The organism is Sorangium sp. So ce281 (genome assembly GCF_051527395.1).
In the GTDB taxonomy this organism is placed as follows: domain Bacteria; phylum Myxococcota_A; class Polyangia; order Polyangiales; family Polyangiaceae; genus Sorangium; species Sorangium cellulosum_B.
The window spans coordinates 8,785,000-8,798,010 of record NZ_CP150322.1 but is presented as its reverse complement, the minus strand read 5'-3'; the positions used below and the strand labels follow the sequence as shown (position 1 = coordinate 8,798,010).

The following is a 13,011-nucleotide window of genomic DNA, read 5'->3' as shown; positions in this document are numbered from 1 at the left end:
GTCAGGGGGTGTAGATCTCGACGCTCCCGTCGTAATTGCCCACGTTGATCACCCTGCCGTCCGCGAGCAGGAGCATCATGCCGCGCAACGTATAGGGCTGGTCCATCGGCCCCGTCGTGGTCCACGTGTTCGATACCGGGCTGTAGACCTGGGTGCTCCGGAGCATGCCGGTGCCGTTTCGCCCCCCCGCGATGAGCACCCTGCCGTCGTTGAGCCGCGTCGCAGCGTGCATGGAGCGGGCGATGATCGCAGGACCGGCTGACCAGGTGTTCGACGCCGGATGATATATCTCGGTGGTCGACAGATAACTCGAGGCATCGCGCCCTCCGACGACCAGCACGTCACCGCTGGCGAGCAGCGTGGCGGTATGGTCTCCGCGAGCGGCGCTCATGTCGCTCGCGAACCCCCAGGTGCCGGTCATCGAATCGTAAATTTCGGCGGTCCTGGTGTAGCTATCGTTGCTGTTGCGCCGGCCTCCGGTGACCAGCACATTGCCATTCTGGAGCAGCGTCGCGGTGTGAGCCCAGCGGGGAACGACCATGGGCCCGGCCGTCGACCAGCTGTTGGTCGACGGGTTGAAGAGCGCGGTGGGCGCCTCACCGTTGCCACCGTTGGGATTTCCCCCGGCGACCAGCACCTTGCCGGTCTGAAGCAACGTCGCGGTATGGGAGGTCCGGGCGAAATCGAAGCCCGTGGGTCCCATCGACGACCACGTGTTGGTGGAGGGGGTGTAGAGCGCGGCGCTCTCCAGCGCAGAGACGCTTTCAAAGCCCCCCACGACCAGCACCTTGCCGTTCCCGAGCAGCGTCATCGTGTGCCATGTTCGGTCCACTGGCATGTTGGGCGCGGACGTCCAGGTGTTGGTCGTCGGGTTGTACAGCTCGGCAGTAGTCTCGGGGTCATCGTCGTCATCGTCGTCGTATCCGCCCGTCACGAGCACCCTGCCGTCCTGGAGCCGCACCGCGGCACCGGCGGGGTGGGCCATGTCCATCGGCGCGACGAGCTTCCATGTCTCGGCGTCGAGGTCGAAGAGCTCGACGCTCGCCAGGTACCCGGTCGTGAGGCCGTCGTGCCTGAAGCCGCCCGTGATGAGCACCTTGCTGAAGCCCAGCAGCGTCGCGGTGTGCTGGGTGCGCTTGCTGCCCATTGGCTTGATGGCGATCCAGGTGTCGGTCGCCGGGTCGTACATCTGCGCGCTGTAGGTCTCCGTGCTGCTCGCGGTGGTTCCGCCCGTGACGAGCACCTTGCCGCTCAGGAATCGCGTCGCCGTGTGGGACATGCGGGGGGTGGCCATCGGCGCAACCGGGGTCCAGACGGGCGGCGTCCCCGGGGTGTAGATCTCGGCGCTCGAGAGCACGTGAGAGTTCGAGTCGGCGCCGCCCACCATCAGCACCCTGCCGTCCGGAAGCAGTGTCGCCGTGTGCTTGTTGCGGGCAACGCCCATCGATCCCGCCGACGACCATGTGTCGTTGCTCGGGTCGTAGAGCGCCGCGCTCGCCAGGTAGGCGTTATTGTGCCCGCCCGCGACGAGCACCTTGCCGTCGAGGAGCCGCGTCGCCGTGTGCCCGCTGCGGCTCGGGGTCATGGGCGCGGCCGGCAACCAGCTATTGGACCCGGGAGTGTAGCGCTCGGTGCTCGCCAGGTAGGTGGAGCTGTCACTCTGGCCGCCGGTCACGAGCACCTCGCCGTCCTGGAGCGACGTCGCGGTGTGCCCGGAGCGCGCCACGGTCAGGCTCCCGGCCGGCGACCAGCTGTTCGTGTTCGGGTCATAGAGCTCCGCGCTCGCGAGGGACACGTTGGAGGCGTTGCTGCCGCCCGCGATGAGCACCCGGCCGTTGCCCAGACGCGTCGCCGTGTGGTAGCGGCGGGCGGTGGTCAGCGACCCGGCCGATGACCAGCTGTTCGTGTCCCGATCATAGAGCTCCGCGCTCGCAACCACGGCGCCGTTGTAGCCGCCCACGAGGAGCACGTCGCCGCTCGAGAGCACCGTCGCGGTATGCCCGCTGCGCGCCGCGCTCATCGCGGGCGCCCACGTCCAGACCGGGTCGATGAGCGCCGGCTCTCCACCCGCGTCGGCCCACAGCTCGATCGTCGCCCCGCGCACCGCGAGGCGCACGGCGATCGGCCGCCCACCGCGCGCGTACGCCGCCGGCGCCGTCACGCGCAGCCGCGCCGCGCCGGCCTCGTCGACCACCTCGACCGCGTCGCGCTGCTGCCGGAGCGTCGCGCCCTCGACCTGCCACACCGCCGCGGGCGCATCCGCGCGCGCCACGCCCGCGTCGAGCAGCAGCCACTCCTCGTAGCCCGCGTCGATCGCCGACCAGAACGACGTGCCGCCCTTGCGCGGATACGCCACCGCGCGCTCGGCGAGCTCGCCCTCGCCCTCGCCCTCGGCGTCGAGCTCGCGCACGCGCGCCTCGAACCCGCCGGGCAGATGAAACCGGATCTCGCCCTCGCCGCGGGCCGGCAGGGCGGCGTGCAGCCCGCCGCGGCGCAGCAACGCTGCCTCGATGTCGAGCTCGCGGCTCGGATCGCCGAGCGAGGCGAGCGAGAAACCGCCGTTGACGGCGACGAACGCCTCGCTGGCCTCGAGCACCTGCGCTGCCTGATCGGGGAACTGCTGCCGCAGCTTGACGCCTGCGGGCGCTTCGGGGCCGCAGCCGGCGCCGCCGGCCAGCAGCGCCCCACCGAACAGCCATGTCGATAAGATGAATAGCCACCGTTGAAATGGTGATTGAAGATGCATCGCAGATCTCCTCTTGAACCACCGGCGCCCAGAGACGGCCGGCCCCATGTGCGCGCACGCGCATGCAGAAGGCGTACCGGCCGGGGCAAGTGGAGAGGCGCGCCGCTCTCTCGCCACCCCGCTCTACGATGCTCGTCGGCGCGGTCGCGTGGCCCGTCGCAGGCTGCTGCCCGCTTCCGTCACGTGGCTGGCGCGCGCCCGCGCGCAGCGCCGCCCCCTCGGGCCGGCGCTGCCGCCTCCAGGGCCTCCATGTGACATGTCACGCCGCGATCGTGACATGTCACGTGACATGTCACGCCGCCCTAGAATACCGAACACGTTGAAACTCGGAGAATTTTCACAGGGAGGCAAGGAGTCGGGGAGGAAGAGAAAATGAATCTCTCGCTCTTGCCGTCTCTCACTCCCCGTCTCCCCGCCTCCCTGTGAAATTCCTGCTTTCTCTCGTAGTTTCAATCCGTTTGTCGCTCTAGCGTTCGGTGAGGCATCTCGCTCGCAGGCTGCCGAGCGAACACGGCCCCTTCGAGCCATGGATAAGTCGTTGATGCAGCGAGAGGCCGCGGCGCTGCCCGCGCCGCAGGTTCGGGGCAAACGCGCTCGGTCGCGCAGCGCCGACCGACCCGAGGCGCCCCGGCGATGAAGGTGATGAATGAGGGCTCGGAAGGCAGGTGCCTCCGCCCAGCCGGCGTCACTTCAGGCGCAGGTAGAACTCCGCCGCGTCGAGGCGGTTCATCGAGCCGGCCGGGCCGGTGATGACCGCATGCTGACCGGCGACCAGCAGACCGGTCGCGGAGAGCGCCGTCATGCCGCCTTCGACCTGCTTTGCCGTGGCCCCGGACGCGGACAGATCGACGCCGTCGAGTGGACCGCTCAGGTTGGTGTTCAGGCTGTGCTCGGAGAAGGAGGGACAGGGATACGTCACGCACACGATCCCGGCGCTGTCGACCCGAGAAAAGTGGCCCTTCGGCGCATTGCCCGTCGCCCCGAGCCAGATCTCGCTGGCGATGAGGACGTCAGCCGGCCGCGACTTCAGGTCGCCGAGCACGACCTGCTTCAGGCCGCCGCGGACCAGCGCCTGCCCGGCGCCGAACGCCTCTCTGGCTTTGGCCTCTGTCGAGCGATCGAGCCCGAGCCCGGACAGATCCAGCTCGAACATGTGGCATTCTTCTTGCCAAGTCCCATCGGCGCAGCGGGTCACGCTGGTGTTGACGCGGGCGACGAAATGGCCGCCGCACATCGGCGCGGCGCATCTGCGGTAGTCAGGATGGGTCGCGATGAAATAGTCCGCCACGGCGACCTCGGCCGCGGCCAGCGCGCCGACATCGTCCTCGACGTCGAGCTCGGCCTGGGCGAGGTCCCCCGCGAGGCCGCCCTCGCGCGGGGCTTCGCAGGCGAGCGCTGGCGCGGCGAGCACGCCGAGCAGGGCGAGCAGCGAGGAGCGATGATGGGTGAGGTTGAACATCGGTGTTCTCCAGGAGCGGACACGGGTCAACGTGGATGCGAGCGCCTCGGCCGGTCCGCAGGCTCGGGGCGCCTTCATGAGCTCCCACGCGTCGAGGGGACGAGCTGTCGCGAGCACGGTATGCACCTGCCGCCCTGCCACCTGCTCGCCGTGCTTCGCTCGGAGATGATCGGCTCCAGCGAATCAATATAGTATGCTACCAGACCTGCCGAGTGAAAAGCTGGTCGGAGCAAGAATTCGACGAGCCATGAGGCGTCGCGAAATCGACCTGAAGTGACGTGGATTGTAGGGGACTATCCCCCCCAAGCTCATCGGTGCTTTACGGAGAGCTTGACGAACTATGCTGGCACGGGATCGCGCGGTTCCCGGCCGCGGTTCTGACTTGGATTTTGCCGTTCTTGTTGCTCGCGCATCCCCGTGCCCGTGCCCCGTGCCCGAGCGCCGCGGGGAGCATCCGATCTCGCATCGGAACCAGGGTTGGCTGGTGGCATGAGGGTCGGTCGTGGCGAGCTGCGCGCTACCCCGGCTTCTTTGCCACGACGAACGCCACCATCCTCCCGCCACCGACCTCCCGCTCCTCGATCTCGATGAACCCTGCCTCGCGCATCTCGCGAGCCAGAAATCGGCGACGTGGCGCAGGTCCGGCCTCGCGAGGCGCTGCAGCCCGGGCTCCGGATCGCCGGCGTACGTGGGTAACATCACGAAGCCGAGGCCCGCGTGTGCGGCCTCCATCATGATCGCCATCGACTCGAACGTGCCCCAGATGGGAACCTCGGGATAGCTCGACGACGCGACGAGCTCCCTGGCGATCCTGTTCACGTTGGAGCCGAGCCAGCGCGCGGGGCGCGCGCCGCGCTCGGGGTCGAGCTGGGCGGCGTGCGCGGTCGCGACGTAGTTGCAGAGGGTGATGGGGACGAGCCGCCGCCAGAGCCGCGCCTCGAGGGCCTCGACCCGCCGCGCCACGGTCGAGTGGCTCACGCCGAGCATCGAGCCCGCCGCGCGGACGGAGCCCGTTCGAGCGAGCGCGAGAAAATGGCGCACGTCATCCCAGTCCACGACGCCGCTAGAAGCCCTGGTAGTCGATCTTCATCTGATCATAGGGAGCGATCATGCTCTCGATGACATCTCCGCTCGGCGAGAAGATGCGCTCGTGCCACTCGGTCGGCTCCCAGATGAAGGTGCCGAGCCCGCGCTTGTCCGGGAGGTTGAACATCAGGTCGTTGGCCGCGCGCTTCTCCCACGAGTACTCCGCCACCACGAACTTCAGGTCGGGATAGCGCTTCACGAGATCATCGAAGTTCGCCTTCCACCCCGAGGGCGGCCCCTGGTACTCGGTGTAACAGGACTGGCCGAGCACATCGAACTTGACGCCCTGCCCGAGCACCCCGTCGACCCACCAGCGCGTCGCCGCGTTGTCGTCGCAGCGGTCGAGGTGCAGCATGACGGTGATCGTGTCGTCGGCGTCCTTGACGCCCTGGATCCCGGCCTTCAGGAGCGAGCCCAGCCCCTGGAACGCCTGCCCGGTGACGAAGCCGTCAGGCCACAGCAGCCCCTGCGGGATCTCGTTGCCGATCTGGACCATGTCCGGGCGCGCGCCGGCGGCGCTCAGCTGCTCGATCGCGTCCCGCGTGAACTCGCGCATGGCGCTCGCCAGCGCGTCGCCCTCGAGATCGGTCCAGGCGACGGGCTTGTGTTGATCGTCGGGGTCGGCCCATACGTCGCTGTAGTGAAAATCGAGCAGGAACCCCATGTTCGCTCGCTTCACGCGCCGCGCCATCTCGATCGTGTGCTCGAGATCGCAGAAGCCCTCGCGCGAGTAGGGGTCGTCGTCGACGGCCGCGTCGGCGTACACCGCGGTCGGGTCGTTGAACAGGCGCAAGCGGATCCAGTTGAACCCGTGCGCCTTCAAGATCTCGAGGATGTCCTTCTCGACGAGCTTACCCGTCCGCGGATCGATGTCGCGGAACACCTTGCCTCCGGCCTCGCGCTCCTGCACCCAGGAGATGTCCGCGCCGAGGATGAAGCCCTGGGGCGCGCCCGGCGTCCCGTCGCCTCCGCTCCCGCCCGTGCCCGCGCCGCCCGCGCCGCCGGCGCTCGCGGAGGTTCCACCCGCGCCGCCGGTGCTCGCGGACGTTCCACCCGCGCCGGCTCCGCTGCCGCTCGTGCTGCCGCTCGCGCCGCCCGCTCCGCTCCCCGTGGACGCCTCGGCGCCCGTCGATGCGGCCTGACCGGCGCCGCCCCCGCCGGCCGCCCCGGCCCCCGAGCTCTCACCGCACGCGGCGAGCGCCGGAAGCAGCGTCACCACACCCATCCATCCCAGCGTCTGTCGCAGCATCCCTGATCCCGGCGAGGATCCTACCATTGACCCTTCGCGCGATCACGGCGCACGAAGAGGGCGCGTCCACGATCGCGGCGCCGCCGGCAGAAAGATCCGCTGTCGATAGGCGTCAGGGCGCAGAAATGACGAAGGCCCGCCGCACAGCGTGTGCGCGGCGGGCCCTCGGACTGCTCACAGACGATGGTTTACTCCTGCTCCGGCCCCTTGCCCATCCAGTAGCTCTCGGGCGGGCCCAGGAGGCTCTCCTTCACGCCACCGGCGTCCACCACGATCTTCTGGACGATCACGCCCGGATGGACCATCCACACCTTCAGCGTGTGGTCACCCGCCGCGGCGATCGTGTGCTTGGTGCGCATGATGTTGGCGTTGTCCGAGGTGTGCCGCTCCCAGATCTTGTTGCCGTTGCCGTTGAGCTCGACGGCGTGGCTCGTGTTGACCTTCTGGACCGGACCGTCGTCGAACGACACGGCGTACTGCAGGCCCTCGGCCCAGTTCTGGAAGTTGTTCCTGGGCGACACGTAGACATACACGTTCACCGGGCCGCTGCTCGTGAGGTGCATGTCGTACTCGAGGCGAGGCGACGCGCCTCCCGGCTCCTGGGCCTCGGCCGTCACGGGGAACGGCGTCACGCCCGACCCGGTGCGCCCGATGTCCGGGAGCAGCTTCCACTCGACGTCATCCGTGCCGATGGCGCGGCTGAAGTGGTCCGCTTCCATCGAGACATAGCCGTTCGCCTCGATGAAGCGGTTCGGCTTCCACGCGACCTGCCGCGGGTCCTCGACGCGGGCGATGACCTCCACCGAGCTCCCGTCCGAGCCCGTGACCGTGATCGGGACGTCGACCGGGAACGTCTGGTCCGTGGGGATCATGACCCAGTCGACCCTCACCGTCGCGCGCACCTCCTTGTCGACGACACCCTGGCTCGGGTAGACGTTCAGCCACGGCGGGCAGGGCGTGTTCGCGGCCCAGCCGGTGGGGCACTCGACCGGGAGCGCGACGTCGATCGCGTACTCGAGCGGCGCGCTGCCGCGGTTGAACACCTCGATGTACTGCTCGGGCTGCGTCTGATACCGGCTGAACGCCGGCAGCTCGGGCCTCGTGGCGGTCCCGTCGCCTGCCCCGGCGCCCGTCCAGAAGTTGCTCGATCCGTCGATCGCCACACCGAGCTCGGCCGCTTCGGGGACCTCGATCGAGACGAGCTCAGGCCAGATGAACTCCTGGATGTTGTTGTACTGGTGCTCCGGCTGCTGCCAGGACGGGTTCCCCGGCGCGCCGTAGCCGATGTGCGGCTGCGTCTGGAAGCCTTCCCACTTCCCGTCGGCGAGATCGTGATTGTAGTAGTAGGAGAGCGCCAGATCGTCCTGGAGCCGCGCCTCGGCGATGGCCGCCAGGTCGTTCGTGGCCGCGCGCCCCTGCGCCGCGTAGAGCTTGTTCTTGAACCCAGCCAGGCGCAGCGCGTACAGGTTGGCGGTCGCCTTCACCTGGTAGAGCACGAGCTGGAAATAGGCGTCCTGCACCTCCTCCGGCAGGAGCCTGGCCGCGAACTCCGCCTGCGAGGCCAGCGCCTCCCACTCCTCCGTGACGCTCTCGAGCTCGCGGTAGTTCGTGAGGCTGAACGGGCTCGCGCCGTCGTCGTACGTGATCGCGGCCGTGTCGGGATCCGGGACGTCGGTCGTGGGCGCGCTGACCAGGAGATCGTAATCGACCGTGATCTTCCGGTTGGTCAGCTCCGGCTTGCGATCCGACTGCAGCAGCGCGTAGCTGTGCAGGATGTCGGCGATGATGTCCGCGTGCTCGGAGCCGAACTGCTGCTCGGTCCACCGCCGCTCCCAGTCGCCGATGCGCTCGACCGGCCAGCGGTCCGGGTTCCACGCGTAGTCGAGGAAGAACTGGAGCGGGAGCTCCTCGTTCTTGAAGTCTCCGACGTTGACGACCCAGAGCCGATCCACGCCGTAGTTGTAGGCGAGGTGGAGCTGCTCCCAGACGTTGGGCAGGAGGATCGTGTCGACCCACTTGTAGTTACGGCCGCCGCCGACGTAGTCGAAGTGGTAGTAGAGGCCGAAGCCGCCGGCCCGCTCCGTGCCGAGCTCCGGCAGGCGCTTCATGTTGGACCAGTTGTCGTCGCAATAGACCACCGTGACGTCGTCCGGCACGCGGATGTCGGCGTCCCAGTAACCCTGGATCTCCTTGTACAGTGTCCAGATCTGGGGGATGGTCGTCACGTCCTGCCCCGTCACGTCCTCGAGGATCTTCCGCTGGGAGGCGACGATGTCCTCCATGAGCGGGATGCCGTCGTCCGGGGGCAGGCTGACGTCGCCGGGGCCGCGCATGCCGAGCGTGACGACGCCCTCGATCTTCTCGTCGACCATCCGCTGGATGCCCTTGGTCCAGTGCTTCTTCAGCGCCTCGGCGTTCACCGAGAAGCGCCAGTCGCCCGTGCCGCCGTACGGATCGGTCTTCGGCTTGGTGATGTTGCCATCCGCGTCCTTCACCTCGGGGATCACGTGGCGATTCCACTCCTCGATACCCTGCATCATCGGGGCCTCGTGCGAGGTCCCCATCACGATGCCGTACCGCGTGGCCGTCGCGTGGTTCTCCGGGTCGTCCTCGCCGAACGCCCGGCCCCAGACGGCCGGCCAGATGTAGTTCGCCTTCATGCGGAGCGCGACCTCGAAGATCTTCTCCCAGTAAAGGTGGTTGAGCCCTCCCGGGAAGCCCTCCGCCTTGCCCGGCCCGAACATCTTGGCCGCCCAGTTGCCCGTCGCGGGGTTCTCGTCGTTGATGAAGAACCCACGGTACTTCACCTTCGGTTCGCCCTGGGTGTGCTGCCCGGGGAGCACGAACAGCGCCTGCTTCTTCTGGGCCGGGACGTCGTCCCACCAGTGCAGGGGCGACACGCCGATCTGCGAGGAGAGGTCGTACGCGCCGAAGATGGTGCCGCGCTGGTCGCTGCCCGCGATGACGAGCGCTCGGTCCACGCCCTCCACCGGCTGCTCGACGATCTGCGTGACGAACGTCTCCCACTTCCCCGTCAAGCCGGAGACGTCGAGCCGCTCGTCCGCCACCAGCTGATCGATGATCGGGCTGTTGCCCACCGTCCCGACGAGGACCACTTCCTTCGCCGACGCCGGGATCTCGTGGTTGACGGCCGCGGCAGCGCCGGTCACCCGCTGGATGTCCGCGGCGAGGTCGTCCACGACGCGGTTCACGCCCGCATAATCGCTCTCGCTGACGACCAGCGGAGCGACCTTGCCGCTCACGGCGAGGGGGAAGCGATCCGCTCCACCTTCGGTTGAAACGTACTTCTCCAGGGCGCCCGTCACCGGGTCGACCGGCGACACCGGCGTCTCGCCGGGCGGGCCCTGCGGCCCCGGCTCGCCGGGCGCGCCCGGCTCTCCCGGATCGCCCTTCGCTCCATCCGACCCGCAGGCGGTCAACGAAGCGAGCGACATGGGGAGCAGCAAGCAGAGTAGCGAGGATCCGATTCGACCCTTCCTGATGACCATGCGTGCGTAACTCATAACGGTGTTTCCCTCGTTGATGCGGCTGACCGGCGTCGTCGACGCGCCCGCGCTGGACACGGGCCGTGACCTCCGGCGCTGAGGCCGGGCGCTCCTATGCAATCGTCCAAATCCCTGCGGCGATCCGCGCGACCGTGATCGCGATCCCGGTGATCACGAGGCGCCGTTCCGAGCGATCACGCCGTGGCGATCCCGGTGATCACCACGGCGTGAGGTGCACTCCGACGGCCCCGAGGCCGTGCAGGCTCGACCCGCGCCGGCCGCGCCGGACAGGACGCGCCCGCGCCGGGCCGCCGGAGGCGCGTGGATAACGAGGCGCCCTTGACGCGCGGACACGGTCCGGCGCGAAAGGCCCCTCGCTGTACGCCGCGTCTCCGGCGGTCGGGCTGGTTTCCGTCGTCGATAGCTGTTGACAGATGAAGCTCGGAGGCGGAGTTCGCCTTCTCTGCACAAGTTGGCTGGGTGTCACCCAGGTTGCACCTCGCTGGTGTGGCCCGGGAGAATTCCCGCAGCGCGTTGATCTGATCACGCAATCGCCTCGATTTTTCGGGTCGGCATCCGTTTTCGTCATCGCGGCGCGCGGGGGGGACGCCGTCATGCATCGAGGTGGCTGTTACATGGCGCGGGTCCCCTGGCTTACCGCAGCGGTGATGAGTGACAGTGTTTATGAAGTTCCGCGCGTCGATGAGGAAGAAGGCGTTGTTCTGATAAACGATGCTTCCCTGGGCATCTGCAAGCGTCGAGAGCGCCGCCAGGAGCGACGCCGCAACGACACTCAAAACGCCAAGATGCCGCATCAGTCACCCTGCCTCGAAGCGAACAAGGATAAGTAAGACTCATTACAAATAAACCAAGAGAGGGGTTCAGCCAGGCTGGCCCGTTTCGGCGCGATACTGCTTCGAGAACAGCGCCATTGCAAGAGGAGGCTCTCGAGCGCTCCAGCAGGGCTTTGAGGCACAGGGGTCGCGTCATTGTGTGCCGAGGATGGTCCTTTTGTGTCATTATGGGTCAGCGGCAAGCGTTGAAGGCGGCACGTCAATGTCGCGGCGCTTCGCGTTGCGACGTCGCCCCGGCGCTGTCCGCCTGCGGATGGAGGCTGGAAGCCGCGGAGCGGCACGGCGCCGCCGCGATGCGAGGACGGTGTGGCGCGCCGCTTGCCCTGCGCCATGGATGGCACAGTCTCCACAGGTTCGTTGGGAAAGAAAGGGCAACACCATGAGCGCACATCGCATCATCCAGGGAGCGCTCCTGCTGGCTGCGGCGCAGCTTCCTTTCGTCATCGGTTGCGCGCCCGTCGCCGAGGGGCCGGACGGCGCCGAGTCCGAGGCGGAGCCGGACAGCGGCGACGACGCGGATCCCGGGCCGGAGTCGTCCGACGCCACGTCGGGTGGCGGCGCGGACGCGCCCGATCCGGCTCTGGATCTGTTCGCTTGCAGCTTCGAGCCGAGCTGTGAGCCGGTCACCATGCACTCCTATCCGAGCCCGCCAGAGGCGCTCCCGTGCGCGGCCAAGCTGGTGACCGGAGGCGGCACGGGCGTCCTCAGCTCGCTGCTCGCGCCTGGTCCGTACATCGACGAGACCGAATCGCTGATCTTCGTCCTGGGCGACGGCACCGCGCTGGTGCAGACGCGCGAGAGGCACTGCGGGCGCGAAGGGATGGAGTGCGGACCGACGCTTGTGTGGGAGGCGCCGTCGCCCCATCAGATCTGCGACCTCGTCGTCTCTCCGGACCTCGAAGCGGCGTGCGAGGAGGACGCCGAGGGGTGCGCCTGGAGGCCGTGGGCTGACGTGGCGAACTGCCGGTCCGTCGAGGAGCACACATGCGAGGACGTCACCGCGCTGCTCGCGGCCATGTGATCGCGGCGGGGCGCGCCGGCCGCGAGCCGCTGAGCTCGGCCAGCGCCCCCGTCAGAACGGCGGGCCGCTGCTCGACACGCCGGTGCGGCAGCTCAGCCTCGGCCAGCGCATGCGGTGCGATCTCGCGGCCGCGCTGCTCCACGCGCCCGACCTGCTCTTCCTCGACGAGCCCACGATAGGCCTCGACGCCGTCTCGAAGCTCGCGGTGCGGCGCTTCGTGCAGCGGCTCAACCGCGAGCGCGGCGTCACGGTGATCCTGACGACGCACGACATGGACGACATCGAGGCCCTCTGCTCGCGGGTCATCCTCATCGCCGGGGGGCGGGTGCTCTCGGACGGCTCGCTCGAGGCGCTGCGCGCGCAGGTCACCGCGGAGCGCTGGCTCATCGTGGACCTGGCGGACCCGGCGGCGGAGATCGCCGAGCCGCGCGCCGAGGTGATCCGCCGCCAGGGCGCCCGCGTGACGCTGCGCTTCGACCCCGCCGTGATCTCGACGGCGGAGCTGGTCGGGCGCGTCACGGCCCGCGCCCCGGTGCGCGACCTCCTGGTGCAGAACCCGCCCATCGACGAGATCGTGGCGCGGCTCTACGGCGAGGGCGGCGACGCGGGGGCGCCGCCGTGAGCGCGCCGTTCGAGCGCTTTGCGGCCAACTTCGCCGCCTGTGCCGCCGTGTTCCGGGCGCGCTCCCGGGCGTGCTGCTGCACCAGGCGCTGTGGACCGCCGTGTTCGTGGCGCTCGGCAGGGCGATGGTCGCGCGCGGCCTGCGCCGGCTCGTGGTGCAGGGCGGCTGAGGGGCGAGGGCGAGGAACAGACGAGGACTGACGAGGACTGACGAGGACTGGGTTCCGGCGCTTCTTCACGTTCGTCGTGCCGCTCGCGTTCGTGAGCTACATCCCCGCGGGCGCGCTGCTCGATCGCCCCACGGTCCCGGCGCTGCCGGAGGCCGCGCGCTGGGCGTCGCCGCTCGTGGGGGTGGCGTTCCTGCTCGTGTCGCTGCGCATCTGGCGCGTCGGGGAGCGGCGGTACCAGTCCACCGGGTCCTGAAGCAGCGGGCGGGAGGCCAGCGCAAAGGGCAAAGGCGCGCCGCGCT

Annotated in this window: 8 protein-coding genes and 1 pseudogene; 4 read left to right on the top strand and 5 right to left on the bottom strand. The window is 68.9% G+C overall.

The genetic code is table 11. The features are described 5' to 3' along the window. Nucleotide 1: 1 nt before the first annotated feature. The 5 genes and pseudogenes from WMF27_RS33395 to WMF27_RS33375 all read right to left on the bottom strand — a co-directional run bounded on the left by WMF27_RS33395 (nt 2) and on the right by WMF27_RS33375 (nt 9,995). Nucleotides 2-2,746: a Kelch repeat-containing protein gene (locus tag WMF27_RS33395; protein WP_437764820.1), complete on the bottom strand. Its 2,745-nt coding sequence runs from the start codon at nt 2,744-2,746 to the stop codon at nt 2-4. A 685-nt stretch (nt 2,747-3,431) separates the two neighbouring features. Then, nucleotides 3,432-4,205 (bottom strand): DUF6748 domain-containing protein, encoded by a 774-nt coding sequence (locus WMF27_RS33390; protein ID WP_437764821.1) that lies wholly within the window; start codon nt 4,203-4,205, stop codon nt 3,432-3,434. A gap of 924 nt (nt 4,206-5,129) precedes the next feature. Beyond that, nucleotides 5,130-5,246 (bottom strand): annotated as a pseudogene (locus WMF27_RS33385) (helix-turn-helix domain-containing protein); the annotation flags it as partial. A 22-nt stretch (nt 5,247-5,268) separates the two neighbouring features. Continuing rightward, entirely contained in the window at nt 5,269-6,507 is a 1,239-nt protein-coding gene (locus WMF27_RS33380; protein ID WP_437764822.1) for a glycosyl hydrolase 53 family protein, read from the bottom strand. 221 nt (nt 6,508-6,728) lie between these two features. After that, a complete protein-coding gene (locus WMF27_RS33375; protein ID WP_437764823.1) occupies nt 6,729-9,995 on the bottom strand; it encodes a glycosyl hydrolase 115 family protein in 3,267 nt (1,088 codons plus the stop codon). Nucleotides 9,996-10,480: 485 nt separating this feature from the next. On the opposite strand from WMF27_RS33375, the gene WMF27_RS33370 reads away from it, so the two are divergent. The 4 genes from WMF27_RS33370 to WMF27_RS33355 all read left to right on the top strand — a co-directional run bounded on the left by WMF27_RS33370 (nt 10,481) and on the right by WMF27_RS33355 (nt 12,965). Next, the gene (locus WMF27_RS33370; RefSeq protein ID WP_437764824.1) at nt 10,481-10,897 is read left to right on the top strand and encodes a hypothetical protein; all 417 of its coding nucleotides are present in this window, start codon (nt 10,481-10,483) and stop codon (nt 10,895-10,897) included. A 382-nt stretch (nt 10,898-11,279) separates the two neighbouring features. Further along, nucleotides 11,280-11,921, top strand: a complete 642-nt coding sequence (locus WMF27_RS33365) for a hypothetical protein (protein WP_437764825.1) — start codon at nt 11,280-11,282, stop codon at nt 11,919-11,921. Beyond that, nucleotides 11,848-12,543: an AAA family ATPase gene (locus WMF27_RS33360; RefSeq protein ID WP_437944550.1), complete on the top strand. Its 696-nt coding sequence runs from the start codon at nt 11,848-11,850 to the stop codon at nt 12,541-12,543. The genes WMF27_RS33365 and WMF27_RS33360 overlap by 74 nt, the downstream gene beginning before the upstream one ends. Before the next feature lie 206 nt (nt 12,544-12,749). Then, on the top strand, nt 12,750-12,965 hold the full coding sequence (locus tag WMF27_RS33355) for an ABC-2 family transporter protein (RefSeq protein ID WP_437769977.1): 216 nt from the start codon (nt 12,750-12,752) through the stop codon (nt 12,963-12,965). Nucleotides 12,966-13,011 lie beyond the last annotated feature (46 nt).

What these genes read in the sequence shown, in the direction of transcription:
- WMF27_RS33395 (WP_437764820.1), bottom strand. Translation starts at nt 2,746, where the DNA reads ATGCATCTTCAATCACCATTTCAACGGTGGCTATTCATCTTATCGACA.
- WMF27_RS33390 (WP_437764821.1), bottom strand. Translation starts at nt 4,205, where the DNA reads ATGTTCAACCTCACCCATCATCGCTCCTCGCTGCTCGCCCTGCTCGGC.
- WMF27_RS33375 (WP_437764823.1), bottom strand. Translation starts at nt 9,995, where the DNA reads ATGTCGCTCGCTTCGTTGACCGCCTGCGGGTCGGATGGAGCGAAGGGC.
- WMF27_RS33370 (WP_437764824.1), top strand. Translation starts at nt 10,481, where the DNA reads ATGAAGCTCGGAGGCGGAGTTCGCCTTCTCTGCACAAGTTGGCTGGGT.
- WMF27_RS33365 (WP_437764825.1), top strand. Translation starts at nt 11,280, where the DNA reads ATGAGCGCACATCGCATCATCCAGGGAGCGCTCCTGCTGGCTGCGGCG.